At 44.6% G+C, this 25,699-nt stretch carries 31 protein-coding genes; 26 read left to right on the top strand and 5 right to left on the bottom strand.

The features are described 5' to 3' along the window. The first annotated feature begins 165 nt into the window (after positions 1 to 165). The 11 genes from CSW98_RS15890 (at position 166) to CSW98_RS15840 (ending at position 7,941) form a co-directional block, all read left to right on the top strand. Entirely contained in the window at positions 166 to 1,356 is a 1,191-nt protein-coding gene (locus tag CSW98_RS15890; protein ID WP_100801452.1) for a DNA circularization N-terminal domain-containing protein, read from the top strand. Continuing rightward, positions 1,356 to 2,300 (top strand): phage tail protein, encoded by a 945-nt coding sequence (locus tag CSW98_RS15885; protein WP_100801451.1) that lies wholly within the window; start codon positions 1,356 to 1,358, stop codon positions 2,298 to 2,300. Before CSW98_RS15890 ends, CSW98_RS15885 begins: the two co-directional genes overlap by 1 nt. After that, positions 2,293 to 2,868: a phage baseplate assembly protein V gene (locus CSW98_RS15880; RefSeq protein WP_100801450.1), complete on the top strand. Its 576-nt coding sequence runs from the start codon at positions 2,293 to 2,295 to the stop codon at positions 2,866 to 2,868. The genes CSW98_RS15885 and CSW98_RS15880 overlap by 8 nt, the downstream gene beginning before the upstream one ends. Further along, positions 2,865 to 3,251 (top strand): phage GP46 family protein, encoded by a 387-nt coding sequence (locus CSW98_RS15875; RefSeq protein WP_100801449.1) that lies wholly within the window; start codon positions 2,865 to 2,867, stop codon positions 3,249 to 3,251. Before CSW98_RS15880 ends, CSW98_RS15875 begins: the two co-directional genes overlap by 4 nt. Then, positions 3,248 to 4,294, top strand: a complete 1,047-nt coding sequence (locus tag CSW98_RS15870) for a baseplate J/gp47 family protein (protein ID WP_100801448.1) — start codon at positions 3,248 to 3,250, stop codon at positions 4,292 to 4,294. The genes CSW98_RS15875 and CSW98_RS15870 overlap by 4 nt, the downstream gene beginning before the upstream one ends. Continuing rightward, positions 4,276 to 4,755 (top strand): hypothetical protein, encoded by a 480-nt coding sequence (locus CSW98_RS15865; protein WP_100801447.1) that lies wholly within the window; start codon positions 4,276 to 4,278, stop codon positions 4,753 to 4,755. The genes CSW98_RS15870 and CSW98_RS15865 overlap by 19 nt, the downstream gene beginning before the upstream one ends. Continuing rightward, positions 4,752 to 5,954: a phage tail-collar fiber domain-containing protein gene (locus CSW98_RS17765; RefSeq protein WP_232733542.1), complete on the top strand. Its 1,203-nt coding sequence runs from the start codon at positions 4,752 to 4,754 to the stop codon at positions 5,952 to 5,954. Before CSW98_RS15865 ends, CSW98_RS17765 begins: the two co-directional genes overlap by 4 nt. Before the next feature lie 3 nt (positions 5,955 to 5,957). Then, a complete protein-coding gene (locus CSW98_RS15855; protein WP_100801446.1) occupies positions 5,958 to 6,482 on the top strand; it encodes a hypothetical protein in 525 nt (174 codons plus the stop codon). A 144-nt stretch (positions 6,483 to 6,626) separates the two neighbouring features. Then, complete coding sequence (locus CSW98_RS15850; protein ID WP_100801445.1) at positions 6,627 to 6,869, top strand: hypothetical protein; 243 nt, start codon at positions 6,627 to 6,629, stop codon at positions 6,867 to 6,869. Then, positions 6,866 to 7,411 carry a lysozyme gene (locus tag CSW98_RS15845; RefSeq protein ID WP_100801444.1) on the top strand — a complete coding sequence of 182 codons (546 nt, stop codon included), beginning with the start codon at positions 6,866 to 6,868 and terminating at the stop codon, positions 7,409 to 7,411. Before CSW98_RS15850 ends, CSW98_RS15845 begins: the two co-directional genes overlap by 4 nt. A 2-nt stretch (positions 7,412 to 7,413) precedes the next feature. Then, positions 7,414 to 7,941: a hypothetical protein gene (locus CSW98_RS15840; RefSeq protein ID WP_100801443.1), complete on the top strand. Its 528-nt coding sequence runs from the start codon at positions 7,414 to 7,416 to the stop codon at positions 7,939 to 7,941. 6 nt (positions 7,942 to 7,947) lie between these two features. On the opposite strand, the gene CSW98_RS15835 is transcribed toward CSW98_RS15840, so the two are convergent. Together CSW98_RS15835 and CSW98_RS15830 are read right to left on the bottom strand one after the other, a co-directional pair. Then, positions 7,948 to 8,916, bottom strand: a complete 969-nt coding sequence (locus CSW98_RS15835; RefSeq protein WP_100801442.1) for a phage portal protein — start codon at positions 8,914 to 8,916, stop codon at positions 7,948 to 7,950. 10 nt (positions 8,917 to 8,926) lie between these two features. Continuing rightward, the gene (locus CSW98_RS15830) at positions 8,927 to 10,684 is read right to left on the bottom strand and encodes a terminase large subunit domain-containing protein (protein ID WP_100801441.1); all 1,758 of its coding nucleotides are present in this window, start codon (positions 10,682 to 10,684) and stop codon (positions 8,927 to 8,929) included. A 134-nt stretch (positions 10,685 to 10,818) separates the two neighbouring features. On the opposite strand from CSW98_RS15830, the gene CSW98_RS15825 reads away from it, so the two are divergent. The 12 genes from CSW98_RS15825 to CSW98_RS15770 all read left to right on the top strand — a co-directional run bounded on the left by CSW98_RS15825 (position 10,819) and on the right by CSW98_RS15770 (position 18,945). Then, positions 10,819 to 11,643 (top strand): GPO family capsid scaffolding protein, encoded by an 825-nt coding sequence (locus tag CSW98_RS15825; RefSeq protein ID WP_100801440.1) that lies wholly within the window; start codon positions 10,819 to 10,821, stop codon positions 11,641 to 11,643. Between the two features lie 42 nt (positions 11,644 to 11,685). Beyond that, on the top strand, positions 11,686 to 12,720 hold the full coding sequence (locus tag CSW98_RS15820; protein WP_100801439.1) for a phage major capsid protein, P2 family: 1,035 nt from the start codon (positions 11,686 to 11,688) through the stop codon (positions 12,718 to 12,720). Positions 12,721 to 12,829: 109 nt separating this feature from the next. Further along, positions 12,830 to 13,279, top strand: coding sequence for a head completion/stabilization protein (locus CSW98_RS15815; RefSeq protein WP_100801438.1), 450 nt, complete (start codon positions 12,830 to 12,832; stop codon positions 13,277 to 13,279). After that, positions 13,279 to 13,743 (top strand): phage tail protein, encoded by a 465-nt coding sequence (locus CSW98_RS15810; protein ID WP_100801437.1) that lies wholly within the window; start codon positions 13,279 to 13,281, stop codon positions 13,741 to 13,743. The genes CSW98_RS15815 and CSW98_RS15810 overlap by 1 nt, the downstream gene beginning before the upstream one ends. Further along, positions 13,740 to 14,279: a phage virion morphogenesis family protein gene (locus CSW98_RS15805; protein WP_100801436.1), complete on the top strand. Its 540-nt coding sequence runs from the start codon at positions 13,740 to 13,742 to the stop codon at positions 14,277 to 14,279. The genes CSW98_RS15810 and CSW98_RS15805 overlap by 4 nt, the downstream gene beginning before the upstream one ends. Then, a complete protein-coding gene (locus tag CSW98_RS15800; RefSeq protein ID WP_100801435.1) occupies positions 14,279 to 14,464 on the top strand; it encodes a DUF2635 domain-containing protein in 186 nt (61 codons plus the stop codon). The genes CSW98_RS15805 and CSW98_RS15800 overlap by 1 nt, the downstream gene beginning before the upstream one ends. Further along, the gene (locus CSW98_RS15795; protein WP_100801434.1) at positions 14,461 to 15,594 is read left to right on the top strand and encodes a phage tail sheath subtilisin-like domain-containing protein; all 1,134 of its coding nucleotides are present in this window, start codon (positions 14,461 to 14,463) and stop codon (positions 15,592 to 15,594) included. Before CSW98_RS15800 ends, CSW98_RS15795 begins: the two co-directional genes overlap by 4 nt. 2 nt (positions 15,595 to 15,596) lie before the next feature. Then, on the top strand, positions 15,597 to 15,962 hold the full coding sequence (locus CSW98_RS15790) for a phage tail tube protein (protein WP_100801433.1): 366 nt from the start codon (positions 15,597 to 15,599) through the stop codon (positions 15,960 to 15,962). Between the two features lie 9 nt (positions 15,963 to 15,971). Then, positions 15,972 to 16,670, top strand: coding sequence for a phage terminase small subunit (gene gpM / locus CSW98_RS15785; protein ID WP_100801432.1), 699 nt, complete (start codon positions 15,972 to 15,974; stop codon positions 16,668 to 16,670). Beyond that, complete coding sequence (locus tag CSW98_RS15780) at positions 16,654 to 16,953, top strand: phage tail assembly protein (RefSeq protein WP_100801431.1); 300 nt, start codon at positions 16,654 to 16,656, stop codon at positions 16,951 to 16,953. The genes gpM and CSW98_RS15780 overlap by 17 nt, the downstream gene beginning before the upstream one ends. Continuing rightward, on the top strand, positions 16,899 to 17,105 hold the full coding sequence (locus CSW98_RS17805; RefSeq protein WP_332871199.1) for a GpE family phage tail protein: 207 nt from the start codon (positions 16,899 to 16,901) through the stop codon (positions 17,103 to 17,105). Before CSW98_RS15780 ends, CSW98_RS17805 begins: the two co-directional genes overlap by 55 nt. Before the next feature lie 25 nt (positions 17,106 to 17,130). Further along, entirely contained in the window at positions 17,131 to 18,945 is a 1,815-nt protein-coding gene (locus CSW98_RS15770; protein ID WP_100801430.1) for a phage tail tape measure protein, read from the top strand. Between the two features lie 152 nt (positions 18,946 to 19,097). On the opposite strand, the gene CSW98_RS15765 is transcribed toward CSW98_RS15770, so the two are convergent. Next, on the bottom strand, positions 19,098 to 19,613 hold the full coding sequence (locus CSW98_RS15765; protein ID WP_100801429.1) for a type III toxin-antitoxin system ToxN/AbiQ family toxin: 516 nt from the start codon (positions 19,611 to 19,613) through the stop codon (positions 19,098 to 19,100). Positions 19,614 to 20,198: 585 nt separating this feature from the next. On the opposite strand from CSW98_RS15765, the gene CSW98_RS15760 reads away from it, so the two are divergent. From CSW98_RS15760 to CSW98_RS15750, 3 genes are all read left to right on the top strand, one after another. Then, complete coding sequence (locus CSW98_RS15760) at positions 20,199 to 20,807, top strand: KilA-N domain-containing protein (protein ID WP_100801428.1); 609 nt, start codon at positions 20,199 to 20,201, stop codon at positions 20,805 to 20,807. A gap of 446 nt (positions 20,808 to 21,253) precedes the next feature. Then, positions 21,254 to 21,718, top strand: coding sequence for a zinc uptake transcriptional repressor Zur (gene zur / locus CSW98_RS15755; RefSeq protein WP_100801427.1), 465 nt, complete (start codon positions 21,254 to 21,256; stop codon positions 21,716 to 21,718). Positions 21,719 to 21,724: 6 nt separating this feature from the next. After that, positions 21,725 to 22,186 carry a chemotaxis protein CheX gene (locus CSW98_RS15750; RefSeq protein WP_100801426.1) on the top strand — a complete coding sequence of 154 codons (462 nt, stop codon included), beginning with the start codon at positions 21,725 to 21,727 and terminating at the stop codon, positions 22,184 to 22,186. A 124-nt stretch (positions 22,187 to 22,310) separates the two neighbouring features. Here CSW98_RS15750 and pgi read toward each other — a convergent pair whose 3' ends face one another. Continuing rightward, complete coding sequence (pgi, locus tag CSW98_RS15745; RefSeq protein ID WP_100801425.1) at positions 22,311 to 23,963, bottom strand: glucose-6-phosphate isomerase; 1,653 nt, start codon at positions 23,961 to 23,963, stop codon at positions 22,311 to 22,313. 257 nt (positions 23,964 to 24,220) lie between these two features. Further along, entirely contained in the window at positions 24,221 to 25,615 is a 1,395-nt protein-coding gene (locus CSW98_RS15740; protein ID WP_100801424.1) for a replicative DNA helicase, read from the bottom strand. Positions 25,616 to 25,699 lie beyond the last annotated feature (84 nt).

Genomic DNA, 25,699 nt, shown 5'->3' with positions numbered 1-25,699 from the left:
AATCCTACCGAAATTAATTGCGCCTCAAATTGCGCAAAATTGCAGTGCTGAATTTTAGTGCGGAGGGAGGGGTGAGTCCGAACGAGGCCTGAGCGCCTACCCTTGACCTGAAAACTTTCAGCTTGCTGCATCTTCTATTTTTTATTGCGATGAAGTGAGTCTCTCATGTGGGAACGACAGTACGAGCACGGTCGATGGAATGGGCATCAGCTCAACATCCTTGCTACTGCCATTGATGGTGGTCAGCGCTTGCACGTCAGTGAAATCCCTTATGCACAACTGCCACACATCCGAGTGATGGGCAGCAAAGCACGTACGATTAAATTGGACGTGGTGTTTGTCGGCAGCAGTTCGCTGTCCGATGCCAATGCGTTTATTGCTAACCTTGAAGAGTCACCGACCGGAGAACTTGAGCACCCATGGCTTGGTGAGTTACCCCTGATCTACGAAACCTTTTCCCAGAACATCAGCACTAAGCGGGGAATCGTTACGCTCAACCTGAGTTTCATCCGGGCAGGCACACAGCCAGACATAAACACTGCGACCATTATTCGAACCAAAGAACAGACTGCAGATGTAGAGAAAATATCCCGCAAATCATTCATCACTGAAGTAAAAGAGATGAATGTATCGGAAGTTAATCAAACACAGTCTGACTTTACCGAAGCATTAAACGTGCTGGTCGATATTACGCACCGGCTGAATCTTGATGATGCAACACTACAAGGCATCAATCAGTCGATAAATGAGTCTTTTACCAGCGTCAGCAGCTTAAGTAATTCGCCGGATGCATTCTCTGAGCAGTTCAGTTCCACTGTCGATGTTGTTGCTTCAGGGGTGCAGTCAGAAGCCGATTCAGAGAGTGAGGCAATTGACAACTCCCGGAGTGCACAGTCACTGATGCTTGGACAAGTAAAAGCAAATACAGCAAGCCATCACTACAACGTACTGATGACCACCGGCGCAGTGAAGATGAGTAAAGATCTATCACTATTAGAAAAAGAAGAGCGTTTTGATATTACAAGTGTTTCAAAACAACCGGATATTATCAAAAGTGACTTATCCACATTACTTAGTAAGCTGGACGACCGCATCAATGAAGTAACTCAGGTATCAACATCAGAAAGCATTGAGCTTTTCGATTCATTAATAGCACTAAAAAGCAATATCCGGACTCAATACGACAAAGCTGTTACCGGCAGTACTTCTCATAGAACCGTGCAATATCCACGATTTAAGCCGGCGCTGGTCATTGCTCATGATGAACGAGCCAAAGAGAGCATCATTACTGCAATCAACGCATTACAGCATCCTCTCTTTTTCCGGGGTGATATTGCCGTAAGGGATGATGCGTAATGAAAAAACTAACATTGCATATTAATGGCTCCAATGTGCCGTTTTATAAGGCAGACCTGAACTATTCGGTCGAACAGCTGGCACATACTTTCAACTGCACCATTCCAGTGATGACAATTACCCAGCCGCTACCGGTCGAGTTTCGTCTTGATGATGTGCTTATTTTGACAGGACAAGTTGATCAGGTTCAGTCCACAACAGAGTCCAGTTCGCAGACGGTTTCTATCTCTGGTCGCTCAAAAAGCGCCAATATGATTGATTCTCGTATCACAATGGATGCCATTTATGATCAGCCCATTGATAAGCTACTGCACAAGCTAGCAAAACCATTCGGATTAGATGTCAGATGTCAGGTGAATCATTCAACACTATCTCAGGTTCCTGAGTTTCAGATCAATGCAGAGTCACCTATTGAGAACGTGGCTCAGCTAATCCGGGAGCAGGGACTGATGCTTATCGAGCGGAAAGGCGTTCTGACGATAGAAAATACGGCTCATGCAACAATTGCAGGTATTGGGTTAGAAACCGGAAACAACATTGAAAATCTCTCTATCACCAGAACCTTCAACAAGCAGTTTTACAGAACAGAAGTTCAAGGTGCCTGGGATGATGCTAACGCCGTTATCACCTCATCAGGGATCAGCAACCAACGTACCATGGTGATTATCTGCGATCAGCTCCAAAGTGCGGAAGCATGCTTATCCCGGGCAACGTATGAGCGGGATTTAGCCATTGCAGAAAGCCTGACGGCATCAACAAATATTGCCGGGCTATTTCCAGAACTGACAATTGATGGACTGAACCGGGTTATTCGCGTTATCGACAAACAACAAGAATTCAATGAAATGCTGGTTATCAAAGCATTAGGGTTATCGGTATCCGAAAGCTCAGCAAACACGTCCGTAGAGCTATTCCGGCCATTTAAGGAACAGAGCTATGCGTAAAGAACAGCAACAACGGCTCATGGCCAGAATAAAGAATGTCACTGGAACCGGTACGGTTACCGGGGCGCAAACCGGAATGCTGCAGATCAAAACAGCAACTGGCCGAACCAATGACCGTATCAAGCGAATTCATAACTATGGATTTATGAGTCGTCCGCTTGTTGGTGCCAAAACATATAACCTCTTCATTGGAGGTGTTACGGCTCGGGGATTTACGGTCAACGTAGAAGACGAACGGCATCAAATTGAATTAGCCCCCGGAGAAGTCGCTATTCTTGATGACAAAGGCAACCTTGTTCATTTCACTAAAAATGGCATCAAGATTACTTCATCTGCAAAAATCAACGTGACGGCAGCCGGGGATATCAGTGTGACAGCACCCAAAGTCAGTGTGACAGCTGAAAGTTCCGAGTTTTCAGGAAACGTATCCATTGGCGGAAACTTAAATGTAGCCGGTAGTGTTGGAGGCAGTTCAGGCATGTTCGGTGGCGTAACTGTAGAGACCCATGATCATGATTATGAAGATGACAGCCAGATAAAAACCACCCGGGAGCCTAACAAACAATGAGTCATTTTAGCCTGAACGCGATTACTGCGCCGGTGACATCTAAAGAAGGAATGAGGCATGCCGTTTTACAAAGCATCTACAACAACGCTGAATCCACTCAGAATGACCGGGCAAGAATGGATAGCAACGAACGAGGCGGCAGCTGGAGTGATGAATTGTTATCCGTGGTTGGATCCCGTGACTGGACACTAACTCGCGAAAAACTGACCGCCCAGACACTAAGCCTTGCGAAACGTTTTTATGAGACAGCCTTAGCCTGGTTAATCGAAGATGGATACGCCAAAAGTGTGGAAGTATCTGTATGGGAAGAAAAACCTAATCAGATGGGGAGAAATATCATCATCACATTGATGGACAACAGCAAATTTGAGGTGCAGCCATGAGTACACAACGGAGTCTGCAGGAACTGATAGACAGAGCTCGTTCAACACTGATTGCTCAAACCGGCCAGAATACCCCAGCGATCAGCGCTATTGCCTGCGCCATAGCGGGTATCAGTTATGGGCAATATGGTTATCAGGACTTGCTATTTCGCCAACTGCATCCGGAAACCTGTTCAGAAGCTTGGCTTTATTTACACGCAAACCGCCATGACTCTCCGCGTTTATTACCCACTTTCGCCCGCGGATTTGTCCAGTTCATTCAGCTCGGTGATGCCGTAGTCATTCCTAAAGGCAGAATACTCACAGATGCCACAGGCAATGAATTTGAAACAACAGAAGAGCAATACAGTGATTCACCGGTCGAAGTCGTTGCCCTTGCATCCGGGATCAACAGTAACTTACCGGCAGGAACCAAATTAACGCTCAACGAAGGGCTCAGCGGAATTGACCCCAACAATGTGCAGTGTCTTGGATTTTCTGGTGGTGCAGATATTGAAGAAATAGAGCACTGGCGGGCAAGAGTCATTGTTGCATTTGAGAAAAATGACCTCATTGGCAAGGTTGAAGATTATGAAGTTTGGGCTGTTTCCGCACATTCAGATGTAGATTATGCTTGGGCACAGGATAACACACCTGAGCGCGGCATGGTTGAGGTCTATATTGGAGCCAGAGGAAATAACCCAACATTGGGGAATGAAGTCATTACTTTAGTTCAGGAAACTTTTGAAAATAACCGGCTGGCCGGTTGCCATCCTAAGGCTCTGTTACCTGAGCATGTAATGCTGAATATTGAAATTCAGGGCATCGAAGATCAGGCCGTTCGTGATGATGTGGTCACCGCATTAGAAAACATGGTCAAAGCCAAGATGGGAAAAATAAACAATGATACCCGAACACCAGAATCTATCACACCGACCGAAATTGTATTGGCGGTTTCAGCAGTAACGAACAATTTCATTGTGAAAAGCCCCACGGTTGAAATAACCATTAACAATAATCAAATTCATGTCTTAGGGGAGGTAGCGTGGACACCTCCAGTGTAATTGTTGAATACAGCGCCGGTGACTTTGCTGATGCGCTTAGATTATTACTGCCCAAAGGGGAATATTGGCAGGAAGTTGATAATCAGGAACTCACAAACCTGATAATCGGCATGGCTATTGATTTCAAACAGACCCATGACGAAATTCAGTTGTCACTGCTGACTGATTTCAGCGATAGTTTATTCGGCTGGAAACTACGTGACTATCAGAACCTGTTAAATGAAACAGTAAGTAAGAGCGGCGGTGTAGTTTTTGATGATATTGCTGTACCAAATATGATTTTCATAGAAATGTACGATGCTTTTAGAAGTAGTTGTAAAAAAGCTTGGGAAGAGTTCGAAAAAAAACGCCTGCCTCATACAGAATTTGCTTGGATATTTAACTCCAGACTGAACTATCACCATCAATTAGCCACATGCAGGCACATAAGAAATTATCATAAATACGAGGTACTACAATGAGCTTACTGATCACTGATGCAGGAATTTCTGCTTCTATTGCAGCGGGTGATCTGGGTATCAGTTACAAAATTACCCACATCAGTATTGGCACGCAAGGCTATATTCCCACATCAGACCAAACAGCCCTGAAAAATGAGATCCAAAGGAAAGCCATAACACGAGGTGAACTTGTTGCACCAGGTCAGCTTCACTTTGAAACTGTCTGGGATGGAACAGAAGAATTCGAAGGAAAGGAGCTTGGTTACTGGCTAGAAAACGGTACTCTGTTTGCCGTTGATAGTCGTGATGGTGAAGTCATAACGTTCAAACGTAAAAATACAATAGTCACTGAAGCGTGTGCACTTAATCTGGCCGCATCAACCATCGAGAATATTACGGTTGAACTACAGGGCTCCCCTTACGCCTCTGAAGCATTAGCCGGTATTGCGAAAATCGCTACTACTACTCTTGTTAGTGCTGGTAGTGATGACACAACGATAGTTACGCCTAAAAAATTGAAAGAAAGGATGATGGCTCACAAAGCAGAAGAGAGCCCTCATGCTCAATATCCATTAGCAACAAAAACGCAAGGACTAGAATACGATCCAGATCGTATCTACTATCGAGGAGACACCTGTTACACCCGAGTCGATAACAGAACCTACGAATGGGAGGCGTACCACAGTGAACCATTCAGTGGTAAAGACCCTGGCGATGAAGCAAATCGTCAAGTAGGTTGGACGGACGATAATGCCTCGTTCTATTGGACTCCAGCAAAGAAAGCGCGCCCGGGTACGCCGCTTTGGCCTTGGTTCAGTAAAACCGTTCCAGAAGGAACATTGAATGTCTTGGGTAATTCAGTACCCGTAGCCGTGTTTTGGCGATTAGCAGAGGCATTTCCTGAATTTGTTAATACAGATACAGCAATGATCGATTTTCCAGACACCGGTGGGGAGTTCTTCCGTGTACTTGATCAGGGACGTGGAATAAATGCAGGTCGTGTGTTCAGTAGTTTGCAATTAGATGCGTTCCAGGGACATAAGCACTTGGCTACAAATCCTTTTATTGTGGGTGGTTCAACTGGAGACAAACAAAATGGCAATCTTGGTAGTACAACTACCCAAACTGCTGGGACGTATAATGCCGGCTATGGTACACCCAGAATCGCAACTGAAACCCGCCCTCGCAACTTAGCATTCCCAATTCTTGTGGAGATTTAACAAATGAAATACTGGACGATTGATAAAACGACACGAGAAGTGGTCGGCGGAGGAGATACAGACAAATGGAATATGCCACGTAATGTCCTGTTAGTTGAGCCTTTTCCGGAAAAAGCAGGTTTTGCTGTTGTAGCTATGGAAGATTTGAGTGGAACACAATACATTGCGGACTACCGCGGTAAAATCATCTACAGCACGGCTAACCCATCGGAGACAAAAACTGTCACTGCACTCGGTGAAATTAAATCGGGCTGGACATTAAACAAGCCTAAAACTGAGTTTGATGTATGGAAAGATGGAGAATGGGTAACTGACAAACAGGCACAGTATGAAGATGAATATCAACGAGTGAATAGCACCCGTGAAAACCTTTATGTTCAGATTGTTGACCGACTGAACAACGAAGCAGAAATGATCCGCAGGGTAGAAAAGGATGAAGCAAAAGCCGCAGAATGCGAAGCGCAGGCCGATGCTGCATATCTAAAAATCCGTGAAGACAATCCATGGCCTGCCGCCCCATGTTCCTGAACATCATAACCCAGCCACGTGCTGGGTTTTCTTTTATCTCAAACCTCTATATCCCTTTAGTAGAAACTACATAAGTTCGCTTTATAAACCATTCCATTACACTGACTTAGTGGGGGCATTAATTACAAACTATGAGAGAAAATAATGAATGACATTGGAATAAAAGCGTTAATTATTTCGTTTTTAGATGCCGCCGGATTAAAAAAAATAGCCACATCAATCAGTGCAACTATATTAAGTTTCGGTGTAAATGATATTGCGCAACTGATAGCGGTCTGTGTTGGTATTGTTTCGGGCATCATGGCCATTAAACATTATGCAGTAGCAATACAGCTCAATAAAGCGAAACTGGCAAAACTAAATGAACATGAGAGAAATATCGGATGAGCATAAAGAGTCGAGCAATCAAAGCAGCGACATGCTCTGTCGTATCTGTTCTCGCTATTGTTTTCAACATTGATTCAGACCTCAGCGTCAGTGAAAACGGCTTACGCCATATCGCTAACGAAGAAGGTTGCCGCCTTAAATCCTACCAATGTAGTGCTAATGTATGGACTGTTGGACTCGGCCATACAAAAGACGTGACTAAGGATACAAAAATAACCGAACAGCAAGCGGCTAAAACCTTTGTTGAAAGCGTTGCTACCGCTGAACGTGTGGTAAATAAGCACATCAACCAAATACCAAGCCAAGGTGAGTACGACATGATGGTAAGTTTTGTTTACAACCTTGGTGCCGGAAACTTCGCTCGCTCTACCCTTCTGAAAAAATTTAACCGGGGTGATCATATTGGTGCTTGCAATGAGTATCCACGATGGGTGTTTGTAAATGGTAAAAATTGCCAGCTAGAGAAAAACCATTGTGCAGGTATTCCTAAACGCCGAAACAAAGAACAAGACGTATGTCTAAACGGTTGGCCGGGAGAGTAACAATGTTAAGCAATTACCTAACCCTGATTAAAACGATTGCTGTTACTGCCGTTTTTGGTGGTATTGCTTACTTCTCGTATGACTACGGAGTAACGACTACCGAAGCGAAAGCCCTGAAAGCGCAAAACGCCCTATGGGACAGAGTAGAACAAAAACAAGACGAGGCTTTCCAGTTGGCTGTAAAACTTGCTAACCAAAAGCCTGACATTCGGATTCAATTTCGAACAATAGAAAAAGAGGTGATCAAGTATGCTCAAAAGAACAGTGATAAGCAGTGCGTTGTTAATGATCCTGACTGGATGCGCATCCGCGCCCAATCAGTGCGAGCGCATAATAGAGCGATCGGTATTCAGTACCCCGCCTCCATCTCTGATGGTGCCACCAAAGCCACTACAAGTTATGAGCGAGATGCCGAAGTCTTAGCAGAAGATGTAGTAAACTTGCAAACCTGTGCTGAAAACGCCCAGCAATTGCTATCGTTGCAAACGTGGATAAAAGCTCAGTTACCAGACCACTTTCCTTCTAAATAAATGAGCTTAGGCTGCCGGCTCTAAGCTCACATACTTATCAGCCTTAATCACGTCCATCCCCATAAATGCATTCAGTTCACTCAGAGAATCAATCAAAGGAAGTAACTCATTTTTATAAAAAATACGATCCACTTTATTCAAATCACTGCTTGCTGTAATGCCTTCCCGTTTTACACTCATCAGCTCCAGCGGAACACGATGCAGAGAAAGGACATCATTGGTGGTCTGGTTCTTCACGTCTTTGAACGAATCTTTTGCTTCAACCTGACCGATCGGTTTAAGCTCCGGTGCTTTGGTGTCTTTACCCTTTGCATTCACAAACAAGTTTTTAAACGCCATCCCCTCTTTTGCCTGCAGTTTGTTACGAATATCGTTCTCAGTATCTTTAGTCATACTGGGCTCATTCATATACAGCAGGTAACCCGCATGTGAGCCATTGCGGTAGTACTGACGGCGAAACAACGTGGCATCATCGTTCAGCCAAATCGACGTTAAACCACTCACATGCTGGGGCAAACCATAAAGCTCTTGTGCGACATCATATTCAGCAAGATGGAATATTTGCCCCCGCTTAAAATCAATGCGCCCGTCATTATCGTACGCTCTTGGTTTATAGGTATAGCCCAGATCCTCCCGGCGCCTCATATACAGTGCTGGTATGTGCTTAACCGTCACCATCTGCCCCAACCCATTACGCACTATCTGAAAATAACCATTACCAAAAGTAAGAAAGTCCTGAATAAAGCGTTTCAGATCACCGCGCGGAAGTACATCATGTACAGAGACAGCATAAGCTAGGGTATTACGCTTAAATTCAATGGCACTGGAATGCATCGGGTTCACCCGCAATGCTTTAGCCAGCGTATCAAGTGCGATCGGCGGCTCATACAGACCATCTATCAAAGCCACTTCAAGGTAGCTGAGAATATCGCTGTTCATCACACTCACAGGGTTAGAAAATTCAATATCAATCACAATGCCTCTCTTAGAAAAACGTCACCGTCGTATCGTCTTCACAATAAATATCAATCGGCTCCCAACGCATAACGTGCATCGAAGCCCATGCAAGGTCAGCATGAGAGCCCACTTTGCTACGGTTAGAAATAAAAGTTACCTGGTTACTGGCTTTTGTGGTGTGCTGACGAATCATCAGGAACGAATGAACCAGATCATCCCATTCACCATCAAATAGCAAACGGCCATCATTGATAATTTCCCGGGCTTTATAAACCATCATTCGTTTCATCTCAGGGGAATAGTCCAGTTCAACTAACCCGGGATAAAACTTACGCACCAATTCGGCCACAGCGGAACCAACGCCACTCACATCCATGGCCATATAAACCACGTTATATTTTTCAGTGATGCCTTTTATCGCTTGAGCCTGATCTTCATAACTGGAACCTTTCAGACGAACTCGTTCTATTAGGCGGAATACGCCACCTTTCCGCCTTGGTTTCAGTGCGACAACCAAACCGGCATCATCAGAACCTTCACCCTGCCCGCCTCCTCTTGGATCATAACCGACCAACACCTCAGCACCGCCGACTGGGCGAGCCTTGTTATGATCGACGTCCGTCCAGAGAGAAGCATCAGCTTTACAGGCGAGCAAAGCTTTAAGCGTGAATATCGACGCCGAATCATCCAGAAACACACAGCGCAGTAAGTTATTAAATACTGTTTGATCCGGATATTTACGGCGCAGCTTATCCATATTGAAAAAGGTTGCCCCTTTCTCAATCGCATCATCAATGGTAATGACTTGACGAAAAATGCCATCTTCACCCAAAGAGCCATTCTTGAGAGCAGCATGACTGATATCAATACCGAGCTCTTTCTTACCCTGCCATTTGGGATAAGCTTCATGGGCGACCGTTGAAGGCGTTGATAAATACGTGGTGCGGTAGTTTGATTGAATCGACATACCGCCAGCGTAGTCGTCCAGTTCCCCGAACTTAGGTATCCAGAACACCTCATCAAAGTAAACATGGCCGTTAAAACCTTGTGAGGTTCGAGCGTTGGTAGACAGGAAATAAAGCGTCGCGCCATTGGAAAGCTGCAGTTCATCCTTACCCTTCAGATCAACATCACCCAGATCAAGAGCAAATCTCCGGATGTAATTTTTAAAGATTTCAGACTGCTTACGCGAAGCGGATAAGAATACCTGGTTATCACCATTGAGCACCGCATCTTCAAACGCTTCATAAGCAAAATAATACGTTAAGCCAATCTGCCGTGATTTCAGGTAAAAACGGAACTCGTTTAGATCATCATTGCACTTATGTCCGTGAATTTCTTTCTGGTATTCAAAGAAGGTTTTTTCCCGGAACTCGTCCAGCACCTCTTTGGTGATATGAGAAATATCATTTTTAACCTTGTTGGGCTTTCTGCCCCGCTTCTTCTCTTCACCTGAACGGAAGTTACCGGCATGCTTACTATCAGCCTGATCCCGCTTTCGTTTCTGCTCAAGCAGTATATCCAGCTCTTTCAACTGCTCATCGTGCTTACGGTCAATCCACATCAGATACGCAATACGCTGACGCAGCATAAGCTCTACGGGCGCATCATCCCGCATCTCTTTCCAGCCAAATTTTGATATCCACTGCTGAACCGTTCGGGTGGCTACTCCGATCTTATCTGCTACTTCAGCAGGCTTGTACTGGCGAAGGTACAAACCCAAAGCCTGAGTTTGGGCAGACGAGTAAAGCGGTTGGTTCAGCTCAGTAACGACATTCGTATCCATGCTGGCATAGTGCAACAGACACCGTAATTCCTCAGCATGAACAGCTTCTATATCAGATATTTAGAATCAGCATGAATACAAAAAGAGAAAGGCATTCGTTAGATTGGAGACATCAGATTTAGGAGAGTTTAGGCATGTTTCAATCCCAGCCAATTTGCATTTTACAGGCAGGTGCCACTGTAGATGGCCGTGTTATAGAGCAAAAAATCATTGATGAAATAGCAGAAAGCTATAACCCGGAAGTGTATACCGCCAGAATAAATGAAGAGCACTACGACTGGAGCATTAAATACGGTTCCGTTCTCTCTGTCGAAAAGCGCGAAGACAAACTGTTTGCAGTACTAAAACCCAACTCCTTTTTACTCCGTGCAGTAGAGCAAGGGCAACTGCTCCATACGTCATGTGAGTATTATGAAAAATTTGCTGACACCGGCAAAGCCTATCTGTCCGGACTGGCACTCACCGATAAACCCGCATCATTGGGTACGACCCAGATCCACCTGTCGAGTAAAGATGAAGGCAAAGTACAGGTGCATTCCAATTTTATTATCAAGCCAGAGACATTCTCCGTTAGCAGTGAAGACGATGAAGCATCTCTGTTCCAAAAATTCAAAAACTGGCTCAAAGGTGAAAAGCCTGCTGAGCAGTTCTCGCAACAAGAGGAAGAAGACGAAATGACGAAAGAAACAGAAGAACTGCTCAAAAAAAGCATTGAGCAAAACCAAGAGCTTAACAGCCAATTAGGCAAGCTGGTTGAAACCCTGTCGGTACAAAATGCCCCAGACGGTGATGAAGCCTCGAATAAGCCCGAAGAAAACCAGCAAGTCACAGAACTAAAAAGCCAGGTCGAAGAGCTTTCCACCCAGGTATCTGATCTGACGACAGCGCTAAGCAAAATGACTGACGATGATGGTCGGCAAATGGCCGGACAACACGGCGAAGAAGATCCCTATTTGTAACTGCTGACATTTCAATCTCAACAAAATTGTATAGGTAAACTCATGCAAGAAAATACCAAAAAGAAACTGAGCGCATACGTTCAGACCGTCGCGAAACAAAATGGTGTCGAAGATGCAACAGAGATGTTTAACGTCACGCCAACCGGCACACAACGCATCATTGCCGCGATTCGTGAAAGCAACTGGTTTCTGAGCAAAATCAATATCATCTCTGTGAAAAACCAAAGTGGTGAAGCCATTGGTTTAGGCGTCACCGGCATGATTGCTAGCCGTACCGATACTTCCGGGGACGGAGAGCGCAAGCCAAAGGACTACCATGGGATGAAATCCATGCCATACCAGTGTATGCAGACCAACTTTGATACCGCGCTTCGCTATGCAAAGCTGGATGCCTGGGCGCATATGAAAAACTTCAGCCAGATTATCTCTAGCCATACTCGCGAACAAATTGATGCAAACAAAATTACTGTCGGCTGGTTCGGTAAAACAGCGGCAGCAACAACAAACCCGGCAACGAACCCAAATGGTGAAGACGTGAATAAGGGCTGGTTTCAGGCTATGCGTGAGCATAATGCTGATCGCCTTATTACTGAAGGAAGCACTGTAGGTGAAATTCGTATCGGTGAAGGTGGTGATTTTTCAAATCTGGATCTGGCGGTACTCAACCTGAAAAACCTGCTGCACCCGGCCTGTGAAAATGATGCCAACCTTGTGGCGATCATTGGTTCCGACTTGCTGGCTTATGAAAAAGCCAAGTTTTATACAGCACACGGAAATACGCCAAGTGAAAAGAGCAAGGTAGAAGAAAAACAGGTCATTGGTACTTATGGTGGTCTTCCTGCGGTATCCGTGCCGGGCTTCCCATCAACAGGGATCATAGTGACCAGTTATGACAACCTGTCTATCTACATTCAGGATGGTTCCGTTCGCCGTTCAGTCGGTAAGAAAAACGACGCCAAAGATCAGGTTGAAAACTACGAATCAATGAACATGGCTTACGTGATTGAACAACTCGAAAAAGTCTCAGCTGTTGAGTTCGACAACGTAAAACTGCGAATTGACGGCGCGTGGGTATAACAACCGTTATCTGACACCCCCCAATGCAGGCACTATCGCTCTATCAAAAAAGTCGTGGCTTTGGTTGATATTAGCGTTTGGCTGCCTGCATTCCTCTTTAGGTGGCTATATGGAATTTGTCGGTAATAAAAGTGATGTGTATGAATCGGAGCTGCCAGCAACGGAGAAATACCCAGCATTAAAAATGTCAGAGTTTCAGTCTCTGTTTAATTTCCTCAGCAATGAAACAGAAGCAGGCATTCTGCAGCAGGCAAAAGTATCACGGATTAAAGTTCACAAAGAGCTTAGAAATATCATTGCGCTTTATACGCATTTGACTGACCTATCTCAGGAACAATTTGGTGATGATATTGCCGCCACTGTTTTGTACACCCAGGCTGTATTTGCGTTAACGGCCAGTGAATTAATTGGGATCAGAATGAGTACAGACGCTACCGCAGAAGCCGCAGAACGGCAAGAAGCGCTAACAGGTAAAAAGCAGCACTGCGAAGTTCAATATCGTCAGGCTGTTGATCTGCTATTGCATGGTGAAGAAACCTACTGTTTTGAGGTGGTGTGATGAAAGCACTGCAAAGCTTAACCGACATGTTAAGGGAACATGTCTGTGATGCAAAAAGTTTCGACGTGTGGGCAGAAGATGGTGCCTTGCTCTGTGGACAAGATGAACTTGTCGATGGTTTTGACATTGAGTACACCGCCATTGTGTTCATACAGGATGTAAAAATTCAGCCACATATCCTAATGATGCATATTGTCGCGTGGATGAACACATACGACCCGTACCGTCAGGAAAAAGGCTTAGCCTTTCCAAGCTTTGCTACTGAACTGCTCGATAAGGGACGCTGCGATATCAAAATCAAAATTGATTTACAGGAAGGTTATTCACTCAAAGAAAATGAAAGCGGTAACTGGATGCAAGGTGGCGAGCGTTTTGATTGCGTCAGCGAGTTCCAAGCCCGCACGAATAAAGACGACCTAGGCGAACTGATTTTATTCGTCGGTCATCTGGATGATCTGCCATGAACGAGTTAACGCTAAGAACGCCAGAGCAACTGACTCATGTAGTTGAAAGCCTGACGCTGACAGCTACGGAAAAGTTAGGCCTGAACCGCCGCATGGCAAATCACGCTCGGCAGTTCTTTCGCGCTCAGATCCGTGCACAGCGAGATATTGATAACAACCCTTACCAAAGCCGGACACGACGTAAACGTGTTGAGCTCAGTCGTGGTTTAGTCGCACAGAACACGGTCAACAACAAGAACATGCTAATGGGGCTATCCAAAGCTCTGCGCACCAGAGCAGACGATAAAAGCTTTGAAGTTGGTCTGGCTGGTATCGCAGGACGAATCGGTCAGGAGCATAACCAAGGTAGCCAGCTGTCGTTCACAACTCGGGTGAGAGGTTTTTTTGATAGCAAAACCGGGCGCTGGGAAGGTGGTCTCCGGACGAAACGGAACTACCAAATGCCTAAACGAACGTTTATTGGCTGGACACCAGAACTGGAACGCGAACTGATGGCTATGGCCGCTGAACACTTTGCACTAGAGGATGCAGCATAATGAAAAACATTAAGGTTAAACCACAAAAAGGGTTACTGGTTCGCGATCCAGACACCCGGGAACCGCTGAAAGCAGCGGGTGAAGAGAAACCACGTAATCCGTACTGGCTACGCCGTATTAAAGATAAATCCGTCATTTTAGTCTCAGCCACTGAAACGACCGCAAGCAAGGAGACGAATCAATGAGCATTAGCTTCTCTGAAGTGCCTAACAGTGCTTATGTTCCGGGTATGTATGTCGAAATCGACAATAGCCTGGCAAACAGCGCCGAGGAACAACAGCTATGCCTTGTGATCGGTAAGGCAGTGGCAGAAGCCCCTGCCGCCCCTAACACCGTGGTACTATGCATGGATGAAACCAAAGCAGCAGCGCTGTTTGGTGATTCTGACATCGTGGAGATGGTGAAGTACTTCCGTAAACAAGATGAAACCATGCCGATTTATGCCGTCAGTGTGAACGCAGCAGATACTATGTCAGCACTAGCGGCTCTCGGTGATGTGCAATACCATCACATCCTTTGTTCGCTGAATGATGACACTACCGTTCGAGATTTAGGCGAGTTTTTAGAAGCCCGCTATAACGCAATGAACCAAATTCCCGGCATTGCCTACATCCCCAAAAAAGGCACTAACGCCGAACTGATCACCTTTGCCAACAAAAGTAACTGCCCGTTGATCAGTTTTATGCCGGTGAATGCTCTGGGTAATTCATCCAATGAAGTCATTTCAGAGGCGGCAGCAATCGGTGCCTGGGCAGGGCGAATTGCACCGTCACTGGCAAATGATCCTTGCCGGCCACTGCAAACCCTGAAAATGAGCGGCGTGTATTCCATTGCCGAAACCGAATTTGACTGGACGGAACGCAACTTAATGCTTCATGAAGGCATGGGGACTTATGTTGTCACTTCCACCAAAGAAGTTCAGGTTGAGCGTGTGGTAACGGCCTACACAGAAAACGCAGCAGGTATTGCAGATAACAGCTACCTCGACATCATGACGCCAGCGACAGCAATGTACTTTCGTCAGAAACAACGCTCACGAATCCTGAGCAAATATGCCCGCTACAAAGTAGCCAAAGACGGTACTCGATTCGCTCCGGGTCAGGCCATTGTCACACCAAGTATGTTCAAAACTGAACTGCTGGCACTGTACAAGGAGCTGGAATACAACGGCATTGTGCAAGATTTTGACGGCTATAAAAAATCGCTCATTGTTGAGCTGGATGACTCAAACAAACAACGCATCAACTATCAGGACTCACCACAGTTCGTAAATGGTCTGATCATCGTTGCCGGTAAAATTCAATTTAGGAAATAGTCATGGGAACAAAAATCACTAGCCGGGCAGTACTCAATGCTGGCTCTCTGGGACGTTTACCAATTAAAGAAGGGGCTGAAATTACTTTCGGCAATCTAAAGCGCGAACCGGTAATGGGTGACGATGGCGTATTAGGTCATTCTGAATCCTATGAATCGGCACCATCCATCAAATGCACCATTGTTCACGCACAATCTACGGATGAAGACGCCATTCGTGATTTCGTAGATGAAAACATCACGCTTGAAACCAACAGTGGCAAAGTATTCACCCTAACCGATGCATGGACAGGGGATCCTCTTTCACTGACAGTTAAAGACGGTCAACTGGAAGTCGTGTTCTATGGTTACGAGATGATCAGTCAATAAGGAGTCATTATGTTGTCCATATTACTGAAACGTAAAGCACAGGAAAAAGAAAAGGCCAGAGAGGAAGTCATTGTAGTGAATACAGAAAGCAAAATGGCTTCTTATACGCTGGCTGACAAAGCATGGGAAGACACTCAGGCTTCCCTGAAACAAGATCTGTCTTACCTGCGCACATTGGCCGGTTCCAAAGAGAAAAATCCGTACAAGGAAGAACTCATCAAGAAATATCATCCATTGGTGGAACGATTACTGGCAACACACCAGGGAGAATATGGTCACCTTGATGTGATGTGGTGGTTCTTTATTTGGCATATCGACTTAGGTCTGCTTGAGAATATTCATGATGATTTCCGGGCAGCGATCGGGGGCGGACTGGAAACCCCAACCAACTGGAAAATGAACGGACAGACGGCCTATTGTGGGTACGTGTTTAAGTACGCTCATGAAGCATTCACTGAGAAAAAAGAATTCAACCGTGAATACCTACTCAATGCAGTAAAAGACCTACTTTCAGGAGAACTGGCAACCAATGCCCCACTGAAAGTAAAAATGTTCCGACTGGTTGGAGACTGGCATGAAGCCGCCGGGGAAAAAGAACATGCATACAACCTCTATGAGCTGGTAATGAAGCTGGATCCAAACTCAGGCGGTCGTAAGACCAAACTTAACGAATTGAAGGAAGAGCTGGGCTATGGCGACAGCAATTAAAGACAAAAACGCAACCAAAAAAGTCATACTTGCAACTCCAATTGAAAAGACACGAGATGGCCAAACGGTAACTTTGACTGAAATCGAATTAACTAAGCCTAATTCTGGTCATCTGCGCGGAGTAAACCTAAGTGACATTTGTCAGGCTGACTTTGAAGCAGGAGCAAAAGTTATCCCACGCATTAGCTGTTTGGATGAACGTGACATGCTCAACTTGGAACCAGAGAACTGGACTCCGTTACTTACAGGGCTCGCAACTTTTTTCGTCAATATGGATGTTTAATAGAAGAAGTCCAACATGTAGAGCCGTTATATGCTGACTTAGCCGTCGTATTTCATTGGCAACCAAGCGAAATAGATAAGCTCACATTCGACGAACTATTGTACTTCCGCAAATTGGCAGCAGAAAGAAACACACCAGAAGAGAGCTCTTAGCTCTCTTTTTTTTAAGGATTGTTTTATGAAAATGAATCTATCTGTAGTAATGGGAGTGATTGATAAAGCCACTGCCCCATTAAAAAAAATCAGCACTGAAACCAATAAATACACCAAAGAAATTGAAGATCTTGAAAAAGCTCAGGCAAAAGACTCTGCCGCTATGGGCATGATAGATAACTACAACAAACTCAAAGTAGCTAAAAACCAAAATAACTTAGCACTAAAGGCCGAAGTTGAAAAACTCAACGCATTACAGCAAAAGAACAAATCGTTACAAAAGCCAAGCGCAGCGCTTATTGCGCAAATTGACAAGCAAAGAACTAAAGTAGAAAAGCTATCTAATACCCAAGACGGCTATAAAAAGAATCTATCAGATGTAAGAAAAGCACTCACAAAAACAGGTGTTACAGTCTACAAACTGGATGATGAATACAAACGACTAGATTCAAGCTACAAAAAGCACGGCAAAGAAATTACGAAGTTGCATAAGCAATACGCTGGTATGCAAAAGTGGATGAGAATCCCTAAGACCCTCAATAACGCCATTAAAATGCCGACCATGGAAACCGCGAAAAAAGGTGCATTGGCTGTTACAGGAGTTATAGGTTCAATGGCTGGCTTTGGTGCAATTATCAATAGCACCGCTGCCGATATGGATAAACTAGCCAAGAAGTCGGCGAACCTTCAGATGCCAATCGGCGAACTGCAAGCCATGCAGTCACAAGCCGAACATGCGGGTGTAAGTTCCGATGCGTTATCTGCATCGATGACGCGCTTCACTCGCCGCTTAGGTGTGTTGCAACAAACAGGCAAAGGTGCATTAGGCAGTTACCTAAAACAGAGTAAGAACGGACTGTTTAAAGACTTAAAAGGCGCGGAAAACAACCAACAAGCCTATCAAATGCTGCTTGAGTCATTCTCTAAACTGAAAACCGCGCAAGAACAAATGGCGTTTGCCGATGCTGCTTTTGGTGACAGTGGCCGTGAAATGCTCATCATGTTACGCGAAGGTACTGAAGGTTTAACCGCTGCCCGTGAAGAGCTCAATGCTCTAGGTGGTGGTGTTCAAGCTGAAGATGCAGCCAAGGCAGAAGCTTACAATGATGCCCTTCAAAAGCTGCAAGAAGGTATGAATGCAATTAAGTCTGCCGCGCTTGCACCAGTGATGCAGGAACTAACAGCTATTTTTACTGAACTATCTGACAAATTTAAAAGTATTGATTGGAGGAACGATGCGATTAAACAGCTAAAAGAGGTTGTAAAAGGCACGTTCGAAGCCTTCAGAGTATTTGCACAAGTTGCAATATTTGTAGGTAGCAATTTTAAAGAACTTCTAGCCGTATTCGCTGCTGTAAAAATCGCTCTCATTGGCTTGTCACTAGCAAACCCATTTGGAGCAGTAATTGCCGCTATTGGTGTCGTTGGTGCTGGTTTTGCTTACCTTTACGATAAGTTTGGTAGCCTGCAAGGAATTATGGACGGATTAAGTAATGCATGGGATAAGTTCTGGGGAAATGACGACGCAGCTGACAAAGCAGCTAAACAGGCGAAAACAGTTAAGGAGCTGCAAGACAAAAGCATAGAACTTGGAATTACTACCAACGAAACCACCAACCAAACAGAACGCAGAAAAACATACTCGGATTACCAAACTGGAAATTTCTCAGCGCCAGGTTCTTACGGTCAGTACAAACCGTTAACCAGTCAAACACTCAACAGCAAGTCAGAAATTTCATTAACCGTGAAATCAGACAAGCCAGTGACGGTGGATAAAGCGAAAAGTGATAAAGGAACTGATCTAGATTTGAATGTCGGAGATTTAGGTTTTAGCTACTGATACGAAAAGCCCTTGGGTCGTCACTTCCCTGATCGTGGGAGGATTCGCCAAGGGCGGTATGTTCTTTTAACTTCACACTAAAGTAGTGACTCTCTTTAACGGCAATTCTATCTTACCTGTTAAGAATTAAGCAATTTTCTTGCGTTCTTTTATTAGTCTTGAGATACCGAAGAACTAAACGTCGCCATGACAGCTTCCAAAGCCTTAAAGTCACAACAAATACGTTTAAAGTTATCTTGAGAGTGAGCCAAGTGGTACAGCCTTTCTGCTCTTTTTTTAATAGGTTCAGCATTTTTACGAATGAATAGAATCTGTTTGTTCACCATCCGCTTGTAATTTTTATCTTGGCGAGAATCTGTACTTTCAATGGTCAAGTCAAGCTCTGTTATTTCAGACTCTAAAACAGGAATCATGTAAAGTAAGCGCATTGCTCCCAATTTATCTTCTTTATCATCAACAGCGTGAAGCTTAAATAACGTTGGATTATTGTCATCAAACTTATCTACAGAAAACTTAGGGGACGTCAACGGAGCAAGATACCTCATACCACCAACTTCAAGCACTACGCCAACATAAGGTTTAGGATTGGCATAGCTACTACTAGGAACTTTTGTTTCAACGCTACGTAAGTGCGTTAGATACTCATTACTAACGGTATATATTTTCATTATTATTAAGCCATATAGTGAAAAACCCTGCCGAAGCAGGGTTAAAATTTTAGTTTCACACTTAACGGTAGTGACTCTCCGATAATTTTAGTTTCGCACTTAACGGTAGCGACTCTCCGATAATTTTAGTTTCACACTTAACGGTAGTGACTCTCCGAAATACCAAACATTTAATTAAACATTAACTATTTGATGTTTAAATTATACATCTCACACTGTATGAGTCAAGAAAAAGCAATTTGAGTTACGTTGAATTGCGTTAAGCTGCGATAAGTTGCTTTATATTACCACAAAACCGATGTACCCTAATCGGGCACTGGCAAAATCCAGTGTCGGGATTAGGACCCCGTATAGAACCATCGGTACATAAGTACCAGCAGTTGCTGGTTTTTTTATGTGCGGCTTCGGCACACCTGCACATTGTGACGTTTAAAAATAACGGCACAATAACTATGGTGGGCTGGGCGGGGCAGCCTTCGGGCTGGCCGTGTCGATGGTGCGGTAGTCCTAACCCTGTTCAGTCCATCACCCGAAGATTAGGACCTTTGCGTGATGGTAAAATAAAATTAGCCATCGGAGGTCACTATGACCAATCTAACTATCCTTTCAAATGAAGTTCGCACTTTTGATCATCTATATTCTCTGAATGACCTACATAAAGCAGCTGGCAACAAAAACAGACACCGTCCAAAATATTGGCTTGCGAACACACAAACAACAGAGTTAATAGAAGAAATAAGCAAAGGCGGAATTTCGCCCTTACACGTGAAACACGGTGGAACAAACTCAGGAACGTGGGTATGTCGTGAACTTGTTTACGCTTATGCCATGTGGATTAGTGCTAAGTTCCATCTGCAAGTAATCCGAGCTTTTGATGCTATGATTGCAGCCCCCCACCCTATTCAAGGCGTAACGCTTTCTGAAAACCAAGCCGGCTTTGTTAAATGTTCATTCAACTTAATGGATAAGCTGCAAGCTGACTATCAACAAACACAGCAGCAATACCAAGCCATGCAGCAGCAACTGGCGATGATGCGCTCTTTCTGCGACCAAATGGAAGCAAACCTAAACCAATTCAACGATCGGCTAAACAGTAACTTCAATGTGATTAGCCACGTACACCTCTATAAGAAAATGGCAATGGACTATGAAGGCGCACGAGAGCTCAAAAACTTCATGGAACGAACACACTGATTACAAGATGCGAAAAAGCCGCCAAATAAAGGCGGCTTTTCTATATCTGATAAGACGAATTTTGAGGTGCACCGAATTACAACGGTTCGCCCATGGTACGCCTCAACACTCAAAAACCCTTTTACAACCTTGCAAATCTATCCAATCGAGCATGGGTGCAATGGAAAAGCGGCTGGCGTGGTATTTACTGGATACAGTCATTGAATAGCCTTGCTGAATTCTGTTTCTGAGAAAGCGCTGATTTTAACGTAAGATGCATTCTTACCAAAATGATTGTTTCACGCAGAAATTTTACAGAATTGATTCCTGATAAAATAATGCAGTAGAATAATTAGCCTAATCTATTGATCACATACTCTGTTTTACCTTAGTGTAAAGAATCAGGCTCTCTAATCGACCTAAGATAGAGAAATGGTATATTATTAAAGCAAGTCCAGTTATAAAGGGTGGCCGATTTGGACCAGTCGTTACTAGAACGAGCGGAAGGCATTTGCCTGTCTCGTGGTGTTAGATTCACTCCGCAGCGAAAGCGGGTTTATGAGTTAATATGCACAAATGAAAGTGCTTCCAGTGCTTATGAGCTTCTGGAACAACTCAAGCAAAGCGAGCCACAGGCAAAACCTCCGACGATATACCGTGCTTTAGATTTTTTGCTGGAACAGGGACTGATACATAGAATTGAATCCGAAAATAGTTTCATATCTTGTTGCTCCTGCGATGTGAATAAGCACTACTCTCACCTGCTTATTTGTGACCAGTGTGGTAACGTAGCAGAGCTCCAAGATGATAATCTGATAGCCTTGTTGGCAAAAAATGCCGAAGAACACGGTTTTCGAATAACAAATCATGTCATTGAGACTCACGGCACTTGTCATAGATGTCTCAGTAATATGAAAGTACAAGATAGATAGAGTGTTATGCGCGCTGAATTTGTAAATCCGTTTTTAGCCTCGTTGATGAACGTGTTAAAAACAATGGCTTCTCTTGAACTGAAGCCACAAAAGCCTCGGGTGAAAAAAGATGAAATTGCCCGAGGAGATGTATCAGGCCTTATCGGTATGGTAGGCGCTCAAACCAGAGGATCCATGTCGATAACATTTGACGAAGGACTGGCTCTGGAGATTATGCAGAATATGTTGGGAGAACGACCCAACGGACTCAATGAAGAAGTCACCGATATGGTTGGTGAAATCACCAATATGGTTACAGGTGGAGCAAAACGTATTCTTTCAGACAGTGGCTTTGAGTTTGATATGGCGACCCCTGTTGTCGTTTCAGGCAGAGGACATACGATCCGGCATAAATGTGAAGGAGCGATCATCATTATGCCTTTTACCTCTGAATGGGGTAATGCTTTTATCGAAATTTGTTTCGAATAAGGCTACATAACCACAACACCTGAAGCCGGTACATGTTTACCGGCTTTTTTCATGTCTTATGAAAACAAAAAAGCTGGCACGCAGTGTCCCAGCTTTTTTAGCTTTTACCTAATCAGTAAAACCATTAAGCACGCAGTGCCTTAAAGGCATTAATTAGACCATTCGTTGAACTGTCGTGAGAATCAACTGATGATTTATCAGCCAGTTCTGGCAGAATCTGGTTAGCAAGCTGTTTACCCAGCTCTACCCCCCACTGGTCGAAAGTAAAGATATTCCAGATAACACCCTGAACAAAGATCTTGTGCTCATACATCGCAATCAGGTTACCCAGAGAACGTGGGGTAATTTGCTTAACAAGAATCGAGTTCGTTGGACGGTTACCTTCAAATACTTTGAAAGGAACCAGATCTTTCACTTCTTCAGCAGATTTACCCGCCGCAGCGAATTCAGCTTCAACCTGCTCTTTTGTCTTACCAAATGCCAGCGCTTCAGTCTGAGCAAAGAAATTAGACATCAGTTTCTGGTGATGATCACCTGTTGGGTTGTGGCTGATTGCCGGAGCAATGAAGTCACAAGGAATCAGTTTTGTACCCTGGTGGATCAACTGATAGAACGCGTGTTGACCGTTAGTACCTGGTTCACCCCAGATAATTGGACCAGTCTGATAATCAACAGGATTACCGTTACGGTCAACAAACTTACCGTTGGATTCCATGTTGCCTTGCTGGAAATATGCAGCAAAACGATGCATGTACTGATCGTATGGCAGGATAGTTTCAGATTCTGCACCGTGGAAGTTGTTGTACCAGATACCGATCAGAGCCAGGATTACAGGCAGGTTCTGTTCAAATGGAGTGTCAGAAAAGTGGTTATCCATTTCATGTGCACCAGTCAGCAGCTCAACGTAGTTGTCAAAACCCACACCCAGAGCAATAGACATACCGATAGCAGACCACAGAGAGTAACGACCACCGACCCAGTCCCAGAACTCGAACATGTTTTCAGTGTCGATACCAAACTCAGATACCGCTTTACCATTAGTAGACAGCGCAGCAAAGTGTTTTGCTACGTGTGCTTCATCACTGGCAGACGCCAGGAACCAGTCACGTGCAGTGTGCGCGTTGGTCATAGTTTCCTGAGTAGTAAATGTTTTTGAAGCCACCAGGAATAGAGTGGTTTCAGGGTCTACTTTTTTCAGTGTCTCAGCGATGTGAGTACCGTCAACGTTAGAAACAAAGTGCAGGTTCAGGTGATTTTTATATGGAGCCAGGGCTTCTGTCGCCATGTAAGGACCAAGATCTGAACCACCGATACCGATGTTCACCACATCTGTAATCGCTTTACCTGTGTAACCTTTCCAGTCACCAGAAATAACACGTTCAGTAAATGCCTTAATTTTTTCCAGAACCGCATTAACGGCTGGCATTACGTCTTCGCCATCAACCATTACTGGCTTGTTGCTGCGATTACGCAGAGCAGTATGCAGAACGGCACGGCCTTCTGTTTGGTTGATTTTTTCACCAGAAAACATGGCATCAATCGCCGCTTTCAGCTCTGTCTCTTCAGCCAGAGCGAACAGTTTTTCCATAGTTTCCTGGTTGATTAGGTTCTTAGAGTAGTCAACCAGAATGTCTGACCCGAATTTTGCTGAGAAATGCTCAAAACGCTCTGCATCCTGTGCAAAAAGTGTTTTCAGATTCATATCCTTAGCTGATTCAAAATGAGCAGTCAGTGCTTTCCAAGCTTGTGTTTGCGTTGGATTGATATTTTTTAACATGCTGTTATATCCCGATGTTACAGTAGGTTTTATTCAGTCAGGCACAGGAATATCCCCGTGATACTGAATCCCCGCTTAGCAAAAAGAAAGTTGTATCACTTTCAGCTTTCTGACTAAAGCCAGAAAACAGTGAAGTTATTATTTATTTTCAGTCTGAGATTATGGCGTAACTTATTCATGCTATTTTTGAGATAAGTCACGTAACATTCCGATCTAAGTCCAGAGTTATTGTTTCACTCAGGCACGAGACCAAATCCCTATTCATCATCAAACGCCGGACCGGCATAGTTATCGAAGCGAGAAAAATGTCCCTGAAAGGTCAGCCGAACAGAACCAATAGGGCCATTACGCTGTTTACCGATAATAATCTCTGCAATACCTTTGTAGCTGCTGTCTGGGTGATAAACCTCATCCCGGTAGATAAACATAATCAGGTCAGCATCCTGCTCAATAGAGCCTGATTCACGCAGATCTGAGTTTACCGGGCGTTTGTCAGCTCGTTGTTCAAGGGAACGGTTTAACTGCGACAGAGCCACAACAGGCACATTCAGCTCTTTTGCCAGAGCCTTGAGTGAGCGCGAAATCTCTGCAATTTCCAGCGTACGGTTATCAGTCAGTGACGGAACTCGCATCAGTTGAAGATAGTCGACCATAATCATACTCAGTCCACCATATTCACGGGCAACTCGACGGGCTCGAGAACGAACTTCTGTTGGTGTCAGACCAGAGCTGTCATCAATAAACATGTTTTTCTTCTCCATCAGGATCCCCATCGTCGAAGAAATACGAGCCCAGTCTTCATCATCCAGTTGACCAGTACGAATCTTGGTCTGATCAACTCTGGACAGTGAGGCCAGCATACGCATCATCAGTTGCTCTGCTGGCATCTCAAGGGAGAAAATCAACACTGGCTTATCCTGCTGCATCGCAGCATTTTCACACAAATTCATGGCAAAGGTCGTTTTACCCATTGAAGGACGCGCCGCAACAATCACCAAATCTGACCCCTGCAAACCCGCTGTTTTCTTATTCAGATCGGTAAATCCGGTATCGACACCTGTTACACCATCCTGAGGAGTTTTATACAGGAGTTCAATGCGTTCAAGGGTTCTTTCCAGAATCGTATCCACATGCTGAGGCCCTTCGTTCTCACTGGTACGCTCCTCAGCAATAGCAAATACTTTACTCTCAGCTAAGTCCAGCAGATCTTCCGAACTGCGCCCCTGAGGATCATAACCGGCATCAGCGATCTCATTGGCAACGCCGATCAGATTACGCACCAATGCCCGTTCTGCAACAATATCCGCATAAGCATTAATATTCGCAGCACTTGGTGTATTTTTTGCCAGATCAGCCAGATAGGCAAAACCTCCAACATCTTCAAGTTGTTCTCGCTGCTCCAGATATTCAGACAAAGTAATTAAATCAAGCGGCTTACCTGATTCCAGAGTACTTTTTATGCCATCAAAGATAAGTCGGTGCGGCCGGCTGTAGAAATCTTTCGTCACTACCTTTTCAGCTACGGTATCCCAGCGTTCATTATCCAGCAGCAGGCCACCGAGAACAGATTGCTCAGCCTCCAGTGAATGCGGTGGGACTTTGATTGCATCTACCTGAGAATCATTCGGTTTTTTTGTTCGGAAATCGGCCATGACTACACTCAATATCTATTTTTGACCGTCTATTATAGCGGCAATCATCCACTTGTAATGCAGAAAAATAACCAGAGGGGATTC

The sequence above is a fragment of the Vibrio sp. HA2012 genome (genome assembly GCF_002812955.1).
Lineage (GTDB): Bacteria > Pseudomonadota > Gammaproteobacteria > Enterobacterales > Vibrionaceae > Vibrio.
The sequence above is the reverse complement of the archived record's forward strand: the minus strand, read 5'-3'. Positions and strand labels throughout refer to the sequence as shown.